Source organism: Pseudomonas sp. NPDC089401 (genome assembly GCF_044749485.1).
Classification (GTDB): Bacteria; Pseudomonadota; Gammaproteobacteria; order Pseudomonadales; family Pseudomonadaceae; genus Aquipseudomonas.
In genome coordinates this window covers 498,749-515,647 of sequence record NZ_JBIVIA010000001.1, presented here as the reverse complement: position 1 = coordinate 515,647, position 16,899 = coordinate 498,749, and the positions used below count along the sequence as shown (strand labels likewise).

Genomic DNA, 16,899 nt, shown 5'->3' with positions numbered 1-16,899 from the left:
GCCCCAAAACCCTCGAAATTCGGTACGAAACACGTTGAACGAATACACCGCAAAATCAGACGCTAATCCAGAAACCACGCGCCCTGAGCCGTCCCGCCGCTTCAGCGTGGCCCCCATGATGGACTGGACTGACCGCCATTGCCGGTTCTTCCTGCGCCTGCTCTCCAAGCACACCCTGCTGTACACCGAAATGGTCACCACCGGCGCCCTGCTCCACAACGACGCCCACCGTTTCCTGCGCCACGATGTCTCCGAACACCCCCTGGCCCTGCAGCTGGGCGGCAGTGTGCCGGCGGACCTGGCCGCCTGCGCCAAACTGGCCGAGGAAGCGGGCTACGATGAGGTCAATCTCAACGTCGGCTGCCCAAGCGACCGGGTGCAGAACAACATGATCGGCGCCTGCCTGATGGCCCACCCGGCGCTGGTGGCCGATTGCGTGAAGGCCATGCAGGATGCGGTGTCGACGCCGGTGACGGTGAAGCACCGCATTGGCATCAATGGCCGCGACAGCTATGCCGAGCTGTGCGACTTCGTCGGCCAGGTGCGTGAGGCCGGGTGCCGGAGCTTTACCGTGCATGCGCGGATCGCGATTCTCGAAGGGCTGTCGCCGAAGGAGAACCGTGAGGTTCCACCGCTGCGCTATGACGTGGCGGCGCAGCTGAAGGCGGACTTCCCGGACCTGGAGATCGTGCTCAATGGCGGGATCAAGACCTTGGCGGAATGCCAGGGGCACCTTGAGACCTTCGATGGGGTGATGTTGGGGCGTGAGGCGTATCACAACCCGTACCTGTTGGCCGAGGTGGATCAGCAGTTGTTTGGCAGCGAGGCGCCGGTGGTGAGCCGCAGTGAAGCGCTGGAGCGGTTGCGGCCTTATATCGTCGCGCATATGGAAAGTGGCGGGGCGATGCATCACATCACCCGGCATATTCTGGGGCTGGGGCAAGGGTTCCCAGGGGCGCGGCGGTTCCGGCAGCTGCTGTCGGCGGATATTCACAAGGCGGCGGAGCCGTTGGTGGTGTTCGATCAGGCGGCGGAGATCATGCAGGGGCGGTGAGGTCGGCGATCACAAGATTGGCATAGATTTCGAATACCCTGCAGATCCCTGTGGGAGCGGGTTTACCCGCGAAGCAGGCACCGCGGTGGCTGGCACGGGCTTTGCCCGTGTTCGCGGGTGAACCCGCTCCTACAGGGATCGCGCCAGCTTTTGGAAACTGAGCAAGATCGCTCGATCTCACAGGCGCCACAACACTCAAGACGGACCCAGGGAACCTCGCGCCTGCTGCCGACTCGAATCATCACCTTCGGCAATTCCCCCCTGCCCCACGGGCCTCTTGAGCGCCCGCCAGGCCTCGGGTAATGTCGAGTAAATGCACAGGACAGAGCACGCCATGACCTCCAAGCTGGAACAACTCAAGCATTTCACCACCGTGGTCGCCGACACCGGGGACCTGGACGCCATCACCCGCCTCAAGCCGGTCGATGCCACCACCAACCCGTCGCTGCTGCTCAAGGCCGCCGCCATCCCGGGCTACGCCGAGCTGCTCAAGCAGGTGAAGGCCGACGCCAAGGGCAATGTCGACCTGGCCTGCGACAAGTTCGCCGTGGCCGTGGGCGCGGGCATTCTCAAGGTCATCCCGGGGCGCATCTCCACCGAGGTGGATGCGCGCCTGTCGTTCGATGAGCCGGCGCTGTTGAACAAGGCGCGCCAGCTGATCGGCCTGTACGAAGCCGCCGGCATTTCCAAGGACCGCGTACTGATCAAGCTGGCCTCCACCTGGGAAGGCATCCGCGCCGCCGAGAAGCTGGAAAAGGAAGGCATCCAGACCAATCTGACCCTGCTGTTCTCCTTCGCCCAGGCCCAGGCCTGCGCCGATGCCGGGGTGTTCCTGATCTCGCCGTTCGTGGGCCGCATCTACGACTGGTACAAGAAGAGCACCGGGCAGGATTATGTCGGCGCCGAAGACCCGGGCGTGCAGTCGGTCACGCGCATCTACAACTACTACAAGGCCAATGGCTACGACACCGTGGTCATGGGCGCCAGCTTCCGCAACATCGGCCAGATCGAGCAACTGGCCGGCTGCGACCGCCTGACCATCAGCCCCGACCTGCTGGACAAGCTGGGCAGCGACCAGGGCGAGCTGCCGCGCATCCTCAAGCCGGGCAATGCCGGCGAGGCCAAGCAGGTGCTGAACGAAAGCCAGTTCCGCTGGGCGATGAACGAAGACGCCATGGGCACCGAAAAGCTGGCCGAGGGCATTCGCCAGTTTGCCCGGGACCAGGAGAAGCTTGAGAAGCTGATGGCTGAAAAAGCCTGATACATATCGGGTTTGCCAGACGGGCGGGAAATGTTCAGCATTTTCCGCCCGTTTTGTTTTGTGCATGCGTTGTCGTGTGCTGAATTCTCGGGCCTCTTCGCGGGTGAGCCCGCTCCCACAGGGGATCTCCACAGTGCCTGGAAACAGCAGAGCACCTGTGGGAGCGGGTTTACCCGCGAAGAGGCCCGCATAGCCTCCCGAGCTGTCGATGACCTCCACGCCCCCATTGCCCCTCGTACTTGCCGGCCCGGTACTGCGCCGCCTGGAACCCCAGCGCGTGGCCATCTGGCTGGTCGGCAGCAAGCCTTTGCAACCCGAGTTCATCCTCGAAGGCACCTCCACAACCGATTGCCAGGTGATCCCGGTCGGCCAGCACGCCTTCATCCACCTGCTGGACATCCACTTCGCCGAGCCCCTGCCGCACAACGTCGCCCACGCCTACGACCTGCTGGTCGACGGCCAGGGCATCGCCGACTGGGCCCCACACCTGCTCTACCCCGGCGCTCAACGCCCAAGCTTCGTGTTGCGCGAGCGCCTCGACCATCTGCTCCACGGCTCCTGCCGCAAGCCGCACCACCCGGCCGCCGACGGCCTGCTCTGCGCCGACCGCCTGCTGCAGGCCTGCCAACGCCCGGAGCAGCGCCCCGCCGTGCTGCTGATGACCGGCGACCAGGTCTATGCCGACGACGTCGCCGGCCCCATGCTGCGCGCCATCCACGTGCTGATCGAACGCCTGGGCCTGTTCGACGAGCCACTGGACGGCGCAGTGGTTGCCGACAGCCAGGCGCTCTACCGCCACCCGGCCAGCTATTACCGCCGTGCCGACCTGCTGCCTACCCAGGAAGGCAACGAAACCCTGCGCGAACGCTTCTTCGGCGGCAAGCGCAAACCGATCTTCTCTTCCAGCAACGCCGACAACCACCTGGTGACCTTCGCCGAAGTCGTGGCCATGTACCTGCTGGCGTGGTCGCCCGTGCCGTGGCGCCTGGTGAACCTGGACATGCCTGCGGGCCTTGGCGAGCAGTACCAGGCCCGCTACTGCGAGGAACTGCCGCTGATCGAGGCTTTCGCCGCGAACCTGGGCGACGTGGCGCGGGTGATGGCCCACCTGCCCTGCCTGATGATCTTCGACGACCACGATATCACCGACGACTGGAACCTTTCGGCGCAATGGGAAGAAACCGCCTATGGCCACCCCTTCTCGCGGCGGATCATCGGCAATGCCCTGCTCGGCTACTTGCTTTGCCAGGCCTGGGGCAACGACCCGGATGGCTGCAACACGCTGGTCGCACAGTGCCTGACGCTGACCCAGCAGCAGGACGCGCTGATCGGCGAACTGCTGCGCTTCCAGGGCTGGCAGTTCGACCTGCCCAGCGAGCCACCGCTGCGGGTGCTGGACACCCGCACCCGCCGCTGGCGCAGCGAAAGCGACCTGGGCAAGCCGTCCGGCCTGCTCGACTGGGAAGCGTTGTGCGAGCTGCAGCAGGCGCTGCTGGATCATCCTTCAGCGGTGATCGTGTCACCGGCGCCGATCTTTGGCGTGAAGCTGATCGAGACGGTGCAGAAGGTGTTCAGCTGGCTCGGCTACCCACTGCTGGTGGACGCCGAGAACTGGATGGCCCACCGCGGCGCGGCGCAGGTGATCCTGAACATCTTCCGTCATTCGCGCACGCCCGGGCATTACGTGATCCTGTCGGGCGATGTGCATTACTCGTTCGTCTACGAGGTGCTGATCCGCCACCGCCAGCGCAGTCCACACCTGTGGCAGGTGACCAGCAGCGGGATCAAGAACGAGTTCCCCCGGCGCCTGCTGGATGTGCTGGATCGGCTCAACCGCTGGCTTTATTCGCCACGCTCGCCGCTGAACTGGTTTACCAAGCGGCGGCAGATGGAAGTGGTGCCACGCACGCCCAGCCGCAGCAAGGCCGGCGAGCGGTTATGGAATGGTGCGGGGCTGGGGCAGGTGTACTTCGATGAGCAAGGGCGACCGACGCGGGTGCTTCAACTGAGCGCTGGCGGAAGTGAGGCTACCGAGTTTGCACAGCGGGTGTGATTTGCAGGTGAGCTTGTGGTGGGCCTTGCTGGCCCTTTCGCGGGTAAACCCGCTCCTACAGGGACATCTACAGGCCCTGTGGGAGCGGGTTTACCCGCGAAAGGGCCGGAACAGGCTACAGATCAGGTCCGCTCCAGCGCACTCACCAGGTCATGGAAGGCTTCGCGGTTGGAGTCGTTGAGCCCCATCAGGATCTTGTGCGCCTCCAGCACCTTGGAGCGCACCACATCTTCGTTCTGGTCCTGGGATGGCAGGTCGGTCAGGCATTCCGGGCACGGTACCGGGCGGTCGACGATGTTGAACACCTGGTCGAAGCCCATGGACTGCAACAGCCGCGAAATGTCCGGGTTGGTGGTGACCACGGTCGGCAACAGGCCAACCTTCTGCCGCGACAGGATCGACAGCTTGGCCAGCAGGCCCAGCGTGGTGCTGTCGATGCTTTCGGTTTCGGTCAGGTCGATGACGATGGCCGAGAAGTTCAGCGCGGTGAAAATCTTCTCGATCGTCGCATCCAATGCCGAACACAGGGTCAGGCGCACTTCACCGACGAATTTCAGTACGAAGGTACCGCTCTGCTCGGCGAACTGGATTCTACCGGTACTCATTGAAGGTTCCTGCTCAACACCAATAGGGCGATATCATCCGGCATCTCCCCAAGCGTAGCCAATCCGAATCGTTGCCGCAGCCCATCCAGGCTACCGCCTGCCGCCTTGACGATTTCCGGCAAGGCAGCTTCTTTATCTTTGAGCGTGTCACCCGGCAAAAGGTCCAGAATGCCATCGGACATCAGGCTCAGGCTGAATTGCGGCGGCAGCTCGATCACCAGGTCCTGGTAGGTGGCTTCATCGAACAGCCCCACCGGCAGGCCGCGGCCTTCCAGGTAGCGGGCCTGGCCCGGGGTGTACAGCACCGGCAGCGGCAGATGGCCGCCCACGGCGTAGGTCAGCAGGCCGGTTTCTTCGTCGATCACCCCGCCGACCATGGTCACGTGCTTGCCCAGCTTGCAGTTGATCAGCCCACGGTTGATGTGGCTGAGCACTTCCGAAGGCTTGAACTCGCGCAGCTTACTGTTGCGCTTGAATTCGAACATCAGCCGCGTGGTCATGAACTTCAGCAGCACGGTGACGAACGCCGACGACGCGCCATGCCCGGACACATCGGCCAGGTAGAAGGCAATGCGCCGCTCATCCACGCGGAAGTAGTCGGTGAAATCGCCCGACAGGTACAGCGATGGGATGATCTGGTGCTCGAAGGCGAATTCGCCGGCCTTCCAGGGGCTTTCCGGCAGCATGTTCATCTGCACCTGGCGACCGGCGGTCTGGTCCTCCTGCAACAGGTGCAGGCTGGCTTCCAGTTCGCGGTTGGCTGCCTCGAGCTTGTCGCGGTAGCGCTGGTTTTCCAGCACCAGGCGCGAGCGGTCGAGGGCCCGGCGCACCGAGTGTTCGAGCACGGCGAGGTCTTCCAGCGGCTTGATCAGGTAGTCGGCGGCACCCAGGCGCAAGGCCTCGACCGCGTCGCTCATCACGCCGGCACCCGACACCACGATCACCGGCAACTGCGGCGCGCGCTCGCTGATCTGGCGGATCAGTTCGAGGCCGCCCATCTGCGGCATGCGCAGATCGCAGATCACGAGGTCGGGCTGGTGTTCTTCGAAGACCTGAAGCCCCTGCTGGCCGTTACCGGCCTGGAGGACGCTGAAGCCACTGTCTTCCAGATAGGCGGCGAGGCTCGCACGGACCACGTCGTCATCATCGATGATCAGCAGCGTTGCACTGATTTTCTGCATGTGGGCGAACGGCGCCGATTTGGGTTGGTGCAGGGGCGTCTGCAAGGCTGACATCCGACTGCTGGAATACTTGTAGTAACGCTCTACTTGAGTTGTAGGCCAAGAACCCGGCCCAGGCAACCGACAGAGGCACCTCATCAGGCGCAGACGGTACTCCCATCCGCCGGGCGTTTCAAGCATACATCGGTCGAGTACGCCGCTCTTTCGCGGGCAAATCACCGAGCGTTATAAAAACGCCAGGCACTACAACCACTTTCGAAGGACGCTGGATGCCCTGCCCACCCGCCGGGCACAGCGACAAACGCGGCTGCATACGCAAAAAAGGCGACCTCAGGGTCGCCTTGTCCATGCCTGCCGGGATCAGAAGTCGTCTTCGACTTCGCCGTCCTTGACCTTGAATTCGCGGTTCTGCAGGTAGGCATTGCGGATGAAGATGTACTTGTCACCCTGGATCAGTTTCTCGGCCGGCAGCAGGCTGGCACGGGTGTCGATCACGTCCAGGGCGAAGATCGAGTTACGCGTCGGCACGTGGTCGATGTAGCGGTAGGGTTCGGTGTAGGAATCCGGGTATTTGGCCAGGCCATCACGCACGGTGCTCGGGCCAAGCAGCGGGATGACCACGTAGGGACCGCTGGGCACGCCCCAGTGGCCTAGGGTCTGGCCGAAGTCTTCGTCGTTGCGCTGCAGGCCCATCTTGGTGCCGACGTCGAAGAAGCCGCCAATACCGAACACGGTGTTGACGATCAGCCGCGCGGTGTCCACGCCTGCCGCATGGGGCTTGAATTGCAGCACGTCGTTGGCCAGGTTGGTGACATCGCCCAGGTTGCTGAAGACGTTATGCACGCCGTCCTGCAGGAACTGCGGGGTGATCCACTGGTAACCCTTGGCCAATGGCTTGAGGCCATAGGTGTCGATCGTGTCGTTGAAGCGGAAGATCGGGCGGTTGACCGCTTCCCAGGGATCTTCCTCAGTGGCGGCATGGGTGGCTGCCACAGGCGCCAGCAGCAAGCTGGCGCAGACACAGGCCTGGGTGACTCGCTCGATCACACCGGCACCGATCCTACGCATAGATGTATCTCCATCGAATTTCTTGGCCGCAGACGCAACGGATGCGCTGCTGTACGGCGGCATTATAGAGGCTTGCACGTTGAGAAACAGCTTTACACATTCATGCTGAATATTTTGTGAACAAGTGTTGCGCGTCACCGGGCGGTAACAATTCTCCAATAGCCTGCGGACTATTTGGGGACCTCGCCATGTTCGCTGCACTCGACATTACCGCTGTGCTGTTCGGCCTGCGCGGTTGCCTGGTCCAATCGGCCAACGGCAGCCCCCTGCCCGCGCCCGGGGCCCTCGAGACCCTCGCCAGCCTGCGCCAGGCACAGATTCCGTGCATCTGGCTTGACGACCTGGAAACCTTACACAGCAAGCGCCTGGCCAGCGTGCTGCCCGAGTGGCTGCCCGGCCAATCGGCCAACGGCGTAGGCTGGCCGGCGCCGAATGCCTGCTGGCAGGCCCTGATGAGCCTGGGCAGCGAACGCCTCGAAGGCAGCGTGCTGGTCAGCGGCGAGCCGAAACTCCTGCAATCGGGGCTCAATGCCGGCCTGTGGACCGTGGGCCTGGCGGGTTGCGGCCCCTCGTGCGACCTCGCCTCCGCGCAATGGCAGGCCATGACCCAGCAGGAGCAGGACCTGGCCCGCGGCAAGGCTACGCTGGCGCTGTTCCGCCTTGGCGTGCATTCGGTGATCGACCATCTCGAAGAGCTGGACACCTGCCTGGCGGACATCGCCCTGCGCCGCAGCAAAGGCGAAAAACCCTGACACAGCATCAATGATGCGGATCATGCAAAGCAGCGGCGGGTGGATTACGCTTGGGGACAGGCGAGAACCTTTGCCGCTTCGCTGAGGTCCATGCCTTGCCAAGCCATTGATGGAGAACAGCCAATGCCTGCCCGCGAATTGCAAGAGCGCTTGAACAGCCTGCGCGAGCAACTGGACCGCAACGTACCGCTTACCGATGAAGAACTGGCCGCCCTCCATGAGGAGGCCAGGCAGATCGAAGCGCAGTTGAAGCTCGAGGAAGCCACGCCGGACAACAACGTGGTCGACGGGGTGAACCTGGCCATCGAACGCTTCGAGGCCGACCACCCGGACCTGACCGCCACCCTGCGCAGCATCGCCAACTCGCTGCACAGCATGGGGATCTGAACTAACAAGCCCCATGTGGGAGCGGGTTTACCCGCGAATGCGATGGTGATGCCGACGACGCATTCGCGGGTAAACCCGCTCCCACAGGTACCTCATTCGAGCATCACTGACGAACCAGTCGCTGGTTCACCGGGCTGATCGCCCCGGTGCTGCGGTACGGGTTGATATCCAGCCCACCCCGGCGCACATAGCGTGCGTACACGGTCAGGTGCTCCGGCTGCAGCAGGTTCTTCAGGTCCAGGTAGATCCGCTCCACGCACTGCTCGTGGAAGTCGGCATGCTGGCGGAAGCTGATCAGGTAGGTCAGCAGGCTGGCATGGTCCAGCGCCCTGCCCTTGTACTCCACCACCACGCTGCCCCAGTCCGGCTGGCCGGTCACCGGGCAGTTGGATTTGAGCAGGTGGCTGTGCAGGGTTTCCTCGACGACACGCTCCGGGTTGCAGCTCAGTAGTTCCGGTTGTGGTTGCTCGTAGTTGTCGATCGCCACATCCAGCGCATCGATGCACTGCCCCGGCAAGGCCACCACACCCTGGGCCTCCACGTCAGCCAGGGTCCGCACCTGCACCCCCACCGGCTTGCCGGCGGCGGCCGACAGGTCTTTGACCAGGCACGCCTGCAGCTCGGCGATCGAAGCGAACACGGTTTGGTTCAGGGAGTTGAGGTAGAGCTTGAACGACTTCGACTCGATGATGTTCGGCGAGTCGGCCGGGATGGCGAACTCGCCGATGGCCACCACTGGCTTGCCCGAAGGCAGCAGCCACGACAGCTCGAAGCAGTTCCAGTAATCCACGCCCTGCCATGGCAGGGTCTGGGCAGTTACGCCCAGCTCGGCCCACTTGGCCGTACGCGGGATCGGGAACAGCAGCGAGGGCGTGTAGGTGGCGATGTATTCGCTGGACTTGCCCAGCGGGGAATGTTCGGCGGCGGGATGCATGGAAACTGACCTGAGGGTTCGAAATTGCCCTTAGTCTACCGGTTTTGCACCCCGCCTTGGAGGCCCGCCTACTCGATGGTCAGCACCCCGACCATGCCAGCCTGGTAATGCCCCGGTACGTTGCAGGCGAATTCGATCGGCGCCGACTGGCGGAAGGTCCAGGTCAACTCGGCGCGCTGACCGGGTTGCACCAGCACGGTGTTGCCGCCGTCGTGGCCGTGGGCGCCATGTTCCATGGGTTGCGCGGGCGTGTGGCCCATCTGCGCGTGGTCCATGCCCTCGTGCTGCATGGCGGTGTTGAACAGCTTGCCCTGCATGGCGATCATTTCCTTCTGATGCTCGGCATGCATGGCCTTGTCGCCCAGGTTGAACTCATGGGGCAGCTTGCCTTGGTTGATCAGCACGAAGCGCACGGTCTCGCCGGCCTTCACTTGCAGGCTCCTGGGTTCGAAGGCGATGTCCTTGAGCAGCACTTCGACGGTGCGGGTGGCCTTGGCCGCCGGCGCCGGCTCGCCGAAAGCGAAGGTTTTCGCCTCATCTGCCAGGGTCGGCAGGCTGACCAGGGCCAGGGCGGCGGCGATGAACAGGTGTTTCATGGTGACTCCGAAGATTACAGCGGGATGAGACCACTCTATTGCGCTGTGGCTGGCGACTGGCTGACGGGAAGATTACAACTTTGTCAGCTTGGGCGAACCGGGACATCGTCACGTATCATTTCAGCCATCACATCGCCCCCTGTGGGAGCGGGTTTACCCGCGAATGCTGCAGTGAATTCACCGACGCATTCGCGGGTAAACCCGCTCCCACAGGGATCCGCGTAACCCGCCAGACTGTGGACTGAGCATGAAACTGCTGATCGTCGAAGACCAGGCCCGCACCGGCCAGTACCTGAGCCAGGGCCTGAGCGAGGCCGGCTTCGCCACCGAACTGGCTGCCGATGGCGACACCGGCCTGCACCTGGCCCTGAGCGGCGACCATGACCTGCTGATCCTCGACGTGATGCTGCCCGGCCGTGACGGCTGGCAGATCCTCCAGGCCGTGCGCGGCGCCGGGCTGGATACCCCGGTGCTGTTCCTCACTGCCCGCGACGCCGTCGAAGACCGGGTCCATGGCCTGGAGCTGGGCGCCGACGACTACCTGGTCAAGCCCTTCGCCTTCTCCGAGCTGCTGGCCCGGGTGCGCAGCCTGCTGCGGCGCGGCGCCAGCCCCAGCCAGGACACCACCCTGACCCTGGCCGACCTGCGCCTGGACCTGATCCGCCGCCGCGCCGAACGTGCCGGCCAACGCATCGACCTGACCGCCAAGGAATTCGCCCTGCTGGAACTGCTGCTGCGCCGCCAGGGCGAGGTGCTGCCCAAGTCGCTGATCGCCTCGCAGGTGTGGGACATGAACTTCGACAGCGACACCAACGTGATCGAGGTCGCCATTCGCCGCCTGCGCCTGAAGCTCGACGACCCGCACACCAACAAGCTGATCCACACCGTGCGCGGCATGGGCTACGTGCTCGAAGAGCGCCACGACTGATGCGCAGGCTTTCCCTCGGCACACGCCTGGCGCTGCTGTTCGCCGCCTGCACCGCCGCCGTCTCGCTGGGTGCCGGGCTGCTGTTCAGCCACGCCAGCGCGCAGCACTTCATCGAACTTGACCAGCAACTGCTGGAATCGCGCCTGTCGCTGCTGCGCAGCCAGCTCGCCGGCCTGGACAGCCCCGAGGGCCTGCAAAACCGCCTGCCAGCCTTGCGCAACGAGCTCCGCCACCAGGCCGACCTGGCGCTGCGCATCGACGGTCGGGACGGCAGTACCTGGTTCACCAGCCGCGCCAGGCTGCCACCTGCACCCTCGACGCCCGGGCTATCGACCCTGCATGCAGACGGCATCGATTACCGCAGCCTGGCGGCGCAGCCGGACGCGCAAACCCCGGCACGGCTGACCCTGTTCCTCGACATCACCCACCACCAGCATTTCCTGCAGGGCATGCAACGCCTGATCTGGCTCACCGTCGGCCTGTCCGCCCTGGCCACCGCCCTGCTCGGCGCCTGGGCCGCACGCCGTGGCCTGCGCCCGCTGCGGCAGATGGGCAAGGTCGCCGCCAGTGTGTCGGCACGCTCGCTGACCACCCGCCTGCCGGCGAAGCAGATGCCCGACGAACTGGCGGAGCTGGCCGACACGGTGAACGCCATGCTGCAGCGCCTGGACGATGCTTTCCAGCGGCTGTCGGCGTTTTCCGCGGATATCGCCCATGAACTGCGCACGCCGCTGTCCAACCTGCTGACCCATACCCAGGTCACCCTCACCCGGCCGCGCAGCCTGGAAGAATACCGCGAGGCGCTGCACGGCAACCTCGAGGAGTTGCAGGGGATGGCGCAGATGATCAACGACATGCTGTACCTGGCCAAGGCCGACCATGGCTTGCTGGTGCCGGGGCAGACGACGCTGGCCCTGCATGACGAAGTGGATGCGTTGCTGGAGTATTACGCGCCGTTGGCCGAGGACGGCGAAGTGCGGCTGGTGCGCGAAGGCGAGGCGTTGCTGCAAGGCGACCGGCAGATGCTGCGGCGGGCACTGTCCAACCTGCTCGACAATGCCTTGCGCTTCACCCCGGCGGGCGGGCAGATACGGGTGACGCTGGAGCCGGGGTCGAGGATCTGCGTGGCCAATACCGGGGCGGCGATCGAAGCGGCGGCGCTACCGCGCCTGTTCGATCGCTTCTATCGGGTGGACCCGGCGCGGCGGTCAGGCAGCAGTGAGCATGCTGGATTGGGGCTGGCGATTACCCGATCGATCGTGCAGGCCCATGGGGGGAGCATTCGGGCGCAGTGCCAGGATGGCTGGACCCGGTTTGTGATCGAGTTGCCCGGTACTCGGTGAAGTGGGGCTGCTTCGCAGCCCTTCGCGGGCAAGCCCGCGAAGAGGCACGTACAGGCTACTCAGACCGCCAGGCCAATGGCAGGCTGCACCTGGGAAGCGCGATACGCCGGATAGATGGTCGCCAGGAAGCTCATCACCAGCCCCGCCGCACAGATCATCAGCACATCCCCGCCCTGCAACTCGGACGGCAGGCTGCTGATGAAGTACACGTCGGAGGTGAAGATATGCTGCCCGCTCACCCGCTCCAGCCAACCCACGATCTGGCTGACATTGAGCGCGGCAATCACCCCGAATACGCCGCCGATCAAGGTGCCGACGATGCCGATCAGGCTGCCCTGGACCATGAACGTGCCCATGATCTGCGCCGGCGTGGCGCCCAGGGTACGCAGGATGGCGATGTCCGGCCCCTTGTCGTTCACCACCATCACCAGGGTGGCGATGATGTTGAACGCCGCCACCGCGATGATCATCAGCAGCAACAGGCCGATCATGGTCTTTTCCATCTTCATCGCGCTGAACAGGCTGCCCTGGGTGTGCGACCAGTCATCGGCGCGGTAGGCATCGCCCAGGCCCGCGGCAATCGCCTTGGACACCTGCGGTGCGGCATACAGGTCATGCAGCTTCAGGCGCACGCCCTGCACCTGGCCCTGGGCCCAGTGCTGCATCTCGCCGGCATCGGCCACATGCATGTAGGCCTGGGAGCCATCCAGTTCGGCGCCGACCTTGAAGATGCCGACCACGGTCAGGCGCTGCATACGCGGGGTGATGCCGCCCGGCTCCTTGCTGATTTCCGGAACGATCAAGGTCAGCTTGTCGCCGCTGTTGAGACGGAAACGTCTCGCGGTCATCTCGCCGATCACCACACCGTACTCACCCGGCTGCAGGTCCTGCAGGCGGCCCTGGACGATATGCTGGCCGACGATCGAAACCTTGCCTTCCTCGGCCGGGTCGATGCCGCTGACCTGGATCGGCTGCATGGCGCCCTTGTACGAGAGCATGCCTTCCATCTCGGTGATCGGCGCCGCGGCCATCACCGCCGGGTTCTGCAACGCGGCATCGGCCACCTTGTGCCAGTCGTCCAGCGGCTGCACGCCGAGGATCGCGGCATGGGGCACCAGGCCGAGGATGCGCGAGCTCATTTCGCGCTGGAAGCCGTTCATCACCGACAGCACCACGATCATCGCCAGCACGCCCAGCGACAGGCCGATCATCGAGGTCATCGAAATGAACGAGATGAAGTGGTTGCGGCGCTTGGCCCGGGTGTAGCGCGCGCCGATGAAGATGGGCAAGGGTCTGAACATGTAGGGAATACCCAATGAAAACATTGAAACGGGGCGGCACTCGCCACCCCGTGCAAGCCTCAGATCGCCACCAGGTGGCCGTCTTCGAGCTTCAGTACGCGGTCCATCTGGCGCGCCAGGTTGAGGTCGTGGGTGACCACCAGGAACGCGGTACGCGAAGCACTGGACAGCTCCCGCATCAATTCCTGGATGCCCTGGCCGGTGTGGTGGTCGAGGTTGCCGGTCGGCTCGTCGAGCATCACCAGCCCCGGGCGGTTGACCAGCGCGCGGGCGATGGCCACGCGCTGGCGTTCACCGCCGGACAGCTCGGCCGGCTTGTGGTGCAGGCGGTGACCGAGGCCGACGCGCTTGAGCAGTGCTTGCGCCCGCTCGCGCGCTTCAGGGATGGCGGTGCGGCCGATCAGCAACGGCATGCACACGTTCTCCATGGCAGTGAACTCGGGCAGCAGGTGGTGGAACTGGTAGACGAAGCCCAGCTCACGGTTGCGCAGCAGGCCACGGGCACGCTCGCCGAGCGCCGACAGCTCCTCGCCGGCCAGCCACACGCTGCCCTGGCTCGGCCGGTCGAGGCCGCCGAGCAGGTTGAGCAAGGTACTCTTGCCCGAACCCGAGCTGCCGACGATGGCCACCCGCTCACCGGCGTGCAGCTCGAGATTGAGGCCGGCCAGCACCTGCACCGACGCCGGGCCCTCGTCGTAGGACTTGCCCAGGTTGCGGCAACTCAGAACGGCTTTATCACTCATGCGCGACTCACTCATAACGTAGCGCCTCTGCCGGCTGGGTGCGCGCCGCGCGCCAGGCCGGGTACAGGGTGGCGAAGAAACTCAGGACCAATGCCGCGCCGCAGACCATGTAAACGTCCTGGGCCTGGATCTGCGACGGCAGGTAATCGATGAAGTAGACGTCGGCATTGAGGAACTTGTGCCCGATCAGTTTCTCGATGCCGGCGATCACCGCGCTGACGTTGAGCGCGGCGACGATCCCGACCACGGCGCCGATCAGGGTGCCGATCACCCCGATCACCGTGCCCTGGACCATGAAGATCAGCATGACCTGCCCGGGCGTGGCGCCCAGTGTGCGCAGGATGGCGATGTCGCCGCGCTTGTCGTTGACCACCATCACCAGGGTGGAAATGATGTTGAACGCCGCCACCGCGACGATCAGCAGCAACAGCAGGCCGATCATGGCCTTTTCCATGCGGATGGCCTGGTACAGGTTGCCGTGGGTGCGGGTCCAGTCGCGGCTGTAGTACTCCTGGTCGCCCAGCTGCTGGGCGATGCTCCAGGCTACGCGCGGGGCCTGGAACAGGTCGTCGAACTTCAGGCGCAGGCCCTGCACCTGGTCCGGCTTCCAGCGGTGCAGGCGGGACAGGTCAGTGAGGTTGGTCAGGCCGAGGTAGCCGTCGATCTCGCCGGCGCCGACGTGGAAGGTGCCGACCACGGTGAAGCGCTTCATGCGCGGGAACATGCCGGCGGGGGTCACGCTGACCTCGGGGGCGACGAAGGTCAGCTTGTCGCCGACCGCCACGCCCAGCTTGGCTGCGGCCTTGTCGCCGATCATGATGCCCCACTCGCCCGGCGCCAGCTGGTCGAGCCGGCCCTGCAGGATGAAGTTGTCGATGATCGACACCTCGCGCTCGCGCGCCGGGTCGATGCCGTTGAGCAACACCTTCTGCACCTTGCCGTCATGGGTCAGCAGGCCCTGCATCTGCGTGTACGGGGCCACCGCCAGCACCTGCGGATTCTGCTTTACTTGTTGGGCAAGGGCGGGCCAGTCGTTGATCGGCTGACCGCTCTCCAGCGTGGCATGCGGGATCATGCCGAGCACGCGGGTACGCATCTCGTGGTCGAAACCGTTCATCACCGAGAGCACCACGATCATCACCACCACGCCCAGGGCGAGGCCGATCATCGAGGTCAGGGAAATGAACGAGACGAAGTGGTTACGGCGCTTGGCACGGGTGTAACGCGTACCGATGAATGCGAAAAGAGGTCTGAACATGTCGGGGCTTGTTCGGATGAAAGGGAACGTCCTTGTGGCGAGGCGCCTACGGCGGCTTTACACTCGGACCACCGCCGCAACCATGGGTTCGCCATGACGACATTAGACGAAGAAGATCGCCGCGAATACTACCGCATCGAAGATCGGATCGCACTGGAAATCAGCCCGCTCACCGCGGCCGAAGCCCTTGAGGCAGAACTGTTGCAGGATGATTCACCACTGTTCAACCTGCTCAGCGAGCTGCACCTGTCCGACTTCGAGTCGCAGCACCTGCTGCGCCAGCTGAGCGACAAGGACCGCACCCTGGCCGCGTTTCTGCGCGCCCAGAACAAACGCCTCGATTTGCTCAGTTCGGTAGTTGCCCACACGCTGCTTGGCGAAGTCGGCCAGCCGCAGCCGGTGATCATTTCCGAAGGCGGCATCGAGTTCGCGCAAAGCCAGCCGATCACCCCCGGCACCCGGGTCAAGGTGAAGATGGTGCTGATGCCCCGCGCCCACGGCCTGCTCCTGCGTGGCCAGGTCACCCACTGCGACCCGCGCGCGGACGGCGATTTCGAGGTCGGTACGGAATTCACCGACATGACCGATGCCCAACGGCAACTGCTGGCCCGCTACATCCTGCAGCGTCAGCAGCAGCAACGGCGCCAGCAACTGGAACAAGACGGCCCCGCCTCCTGAGCCCATCCCCCTGATTTGAAGGAACGAACGTGACCCTGATCTACGGCCACCGCGGCGCCAAGGGCGAAGCCCCCGAAAACACCCTGAAAAGCTTCCAGCAATGCCTGGCCCACGGCGTCAACCGCTGCGAGCTGGACCTGCACCTGTCGGCCGACAACGAGCTGATGGTGATCCACGACCCGACCCTCAAGCGCACCACTGGCCGGCGCGGCAAGGTGGTCGAACACCCGGCCGCCGACCTGGTCAGGATCGATGCGCGCAAGGGTGGCCCGGGCCATGTGCAGCCCTGCCCGATTCCGAAACTGCAAGAGTTGTTCGAGAAGTGCCCGTTCGAGCACTGGCAGCTGGAGGTCAAGAGCGCCTCGCGCACCCGTGCCGCCACCACCGTGCTGGCGATCCGCGAACTGGCCCAGCAATACGGCCTGCTGGACAAGGTCACCATCACCTCCAGCTCGCGCGAAGTACTGAGCGCGGCGCAGGAACTGGTACCGGACGTGAAACGCGGGCTGGTCGCCGAGTACGCCTGGCTCGACCCGCTGAAGGTCGCGCAGAACTACGGCTGCGAGTTGCTGGCGTTGAACTGGACGCTGTGCACCCCGGAGCGCCTGCTCAAGGCCCAGGGCCAGGGGTTGCACGTGTCGGTGTGGACGGTCAACGAACCGGCACTGATGCGCCGGCTCGCTGATTTTGGCGTGGACAGCCTGATTACAGACTTTCCCGGTTTGGCCAAGACCACCCTCGGGTAGGGCTGAAATCG

The 16,899-nt window shown here is 64.5% G+C and carries 17 protein-coding genes; 9 read left to right on the top strand and 8 right to left on the bottom strand.

What is annotated here, in order from left to right:
* Window positions 1-34 precede the first annotated feature (34 nt).
* The 3 genes from dusA to ACIP21_RS02355 all read left to right on the top strand — a co-directional run bounded on the left by dusA (window position 35) and on the right by ACIP21_RS02355 (window position 4,368).
* A complete protein-coding gene (dusA, locus tag ACIP21_RS02365) occupies window positions 35-1,054 on the top strand; it encodes a tRNA dihydrouridine(20/20a) synthase DusA (protein WP_400683502.1) in 1,020 nt (339 codons plus the stop codon).
* Between the two features lie 334 nt (window positions 1,055-1,388).
* Entirely contained in the window at window positions 1,389-2,315 is a 927-nt protein-coding gene (gene tal, locus ACIP21_RS02360; protein ID WP_400683499.1) for a transaldolase, read from the top strand.
* Window positions 2,316-2,523: 208 nt separating this feature from the next.
* Window positions 2,524-4,368: an alkaline phosphatase D family protein gene (locus ACIP21_RS02355; protein WP_400683496.1), complete on the top strand. Its 1,845-nt coding sequence runs from the start codon at window positions 2,524-2,526 to the stop codon at window positions 4,366-4,368.
* Window positions 4,369-4,490: 122 nt separating this feature from the next.
* Here the strand turns inward: ACIP21_RS02355 and rssC are convergent, their stop codons facing one another.
* The 3 genes from rssC to ACIP21_RS02340 form a co-directional block, all read right to left on the bottom strand.
* On the bottom strand, window positions 4,491-4,973 hold the full coding sequence (gene rssC, locus ACIP21_RS02350; RefSeq protein WP_008099230.1) for an anti-sigma factor antagonist RssC: 483 nt from the start codon (window positions 4,971-4,973) through the stop codon (window positions 4,491-4,493).
* Window positions 4,970-6,154 carry a two-component system response regulator RssB gene (gene rssB / locus ACIP21_RS02345; RefSeq protein WP_400684290.1) on the bottom strand — a complete coding sequence of 395 codons (1,185 nt, stop codon included), beginning with the start codon at window positions 6,152-6,154 and terminating at the stop codon, window positions 4,970-4,972. The genes rssC and rssB overlap by 4 nt, the downstream gene beginning before the upstream one ends.
* 360 nt (window positions 6,155-6,514) lie before the next feature.
* Window positions 6,515-7,222, bottom strand: coding sequence for a VacJ family lipoprotein (locus ACIP21_RS02340; protein ID WP_400683493.1), 708 nt, complete (start codon window positions 7,220-7,222; stop codon window positions 6,515-6,517).
* Window positions 7,223-7,410: 188 nt separating this feature from the next.
* Between ACIP21_RS02340 and ACIP21_RS02335 the strand changes: the two genes are divergently transcribed.
* Together ACIP21_RS02335 and ACIP21_RS02330 are read left to right on the top strand one after the other, a co-directional pair.
* Window positions 7,411-7,974: a phosphonoacetaldehyde phosphonohydrolase-related protein gene (locus ACIP21_RS02335; RefSeq protein WP_400683490.1), complete on the top strand. Its 564-nt coding sequence runs from the start codon at window positions 7,411-7,413 to the stop codon at window positions 7,972-7,974.
* A gap of 123 nt (window positions 7,975-8,097) precedes the next feature.
* Window positions 8,098-8,361: a DUF4404 family protein gene (locus ACIP21_RS02330; RefSeq protein WP_103449838.1), complete on the top strand. Its 264-nt coding sequence runs from the start codon at window positions 8,098-8,100 to the stop codon at window positions 8,359-8,361.
* Between the two features lie 103 nt (window positions 8,362-8,464).
* On the opposite strand, the gene queF is transcribed toward ACIP21_RS02330, so the two are convergent.
* Together queF and ACIP21_RS02320 are read right to left on the bottom strand one after the other, a co-directional pair.
* On the bottom strand, window positions 8,465-9,295 hold the full coding sequence (queF, locus tag ACIP21_RS02325; protein ID WP_400683488.1) for an NADPH-dependent 7-cyano-7-deazaguanine reductase QueF: 831 nt from the start codon (window positions 9,293-9,295) through the stop codon (window positions 8,465-8,467).
* Window positions 9,296-9,363: 68 nt separating this feature from the next.
* Window positions 9,364-9,891: a plastocyanin/azurin family copper-binding protein gene (locus ACIP21_RS02320; RefSeq protein ID WP_400683485.1), complete on the bottom strand. Its 528-nt coding sequence runs from the start codon at window positions 9,889-9,891 to the stop codon at window positions 9,364-9,366.
* A gap of 247 nt (window positions 9,892-10,138) precedes the next feature.
* Here ACIP21_RS02320 and cinR point away from each other — a divergent pair, with 247 nt between their 5' ends.
* The gene (gene cinR / locus ACIP21_RS02315; RefSeq protein WP_400683482.1) at window positions 10,139-10,819 is read left to right on the top strand and encodes a two-component system response regulator CinR; all 681 of its coding nucleotides are present in this window, start codon (window positions 10,139-10,141) and stop codon (window positions 10,817-10,819) included.
* Window positions 10,819-12,162 (top strand): heavy metal sensor histidine kinase, encoded by a 1,344-nt coding sequence (locus tag ACIP21_RS02310; protein WP_400683479.1) that lies wholly within the window; start codon window positions 10,819-10,821, stop codon window positions 12,160-12,162. The genes cinR and ACIP21_RS02310 overlap by 1 nt, the downstream gene beginning before the upstream one ends.
* Before the next feature lie 59 nt (window positions 12,163-12,221).
* Here ACIP21_RS02310 and ACIP21_RS02305 read toward each other — a convergent pair whose 3' ends face one another.
* Genes ACIP21_RS02305 through ACIP21_RS02295 form a run of 3 tightly spaced genes read right to left on the bottom strand, consistent with a single transcriptional unit; the run spans window position 12,222 to window position 15,464 of the window.
* Entirely contained in the window at window positions 12,222-13,463 is a 1,242-nt protein-coding gene (locus tag ACIP21_RS02305) for a lipoprotein-releasing ABC transporter permease subunit (RefSeq protein WP_400683476.1), read from the bottom strand.
* 59 nt (window positions 13,464-13,522) lie between these two features.
* Window positions 13,523-14,206 (bottom strand): lipoprotein-releasing ABC transporter ATP-binding protein LolD, encoded by a 684-nt coding sequence (gene lolD / locus ACIP21_RS02300; RefSeq protein WP_400683475.1) that lies wholly within the window; start codon window positions 14,204-14,206, stop codon window positions 13,523-13,525.
* Window positions 14,207-14,213: 7 nt separating this feature from the next.
* The gene (locus ACIP21_RS02295; RefSeq protein WP_400683472.1) at window positions 14,214-15,464 is read right to left on the bottom strand and encodes a lipoprotein-releasing ABC transporter permease subunit; all 1,251 of its coding nucleotides are present in this window, start codon (window positions 15,462-15,464) and stop codon (window positions 14,214-14,216) included.
* Window positions 15,465-15,557: 93 nt separating this feature from the next.
* Between ACIP21_RS02295 and ACIP21_RS02290 the strand changes: the two genes are divergently transcribed.
* Together ACIP21_RS02290 and ACIP21_RS02285 are read left to right on the top strand one after the other, a co-directional pair.
* Window positions 15,558-16,142, top strand: a complete 585-nt coding sequence (locus ACIP21_RS02290; RefSeq protein ID WP_400683469.1) for a PilZ domain-containing protein — start codon at window positions 15,558-15,560, stop codon at window positions 16,140-16,142.
* A gap of 29 nt (window positions 16,143-16,171) precedes the next feature.
* Window positions 16,172-16,888: a glycerophosphodiester phosphodiesterase gene (locus ACIP21_RS02285; protein ID WP_400683467.1), complete on the top strand. Its 717-nt coding sequence runs from the start codon at window positions 16,172-16,174 to the stop codon at window positions 16,886-16,888.
* Window positions 16,889-16,899 lie beyond the last annotated feature (11 nt).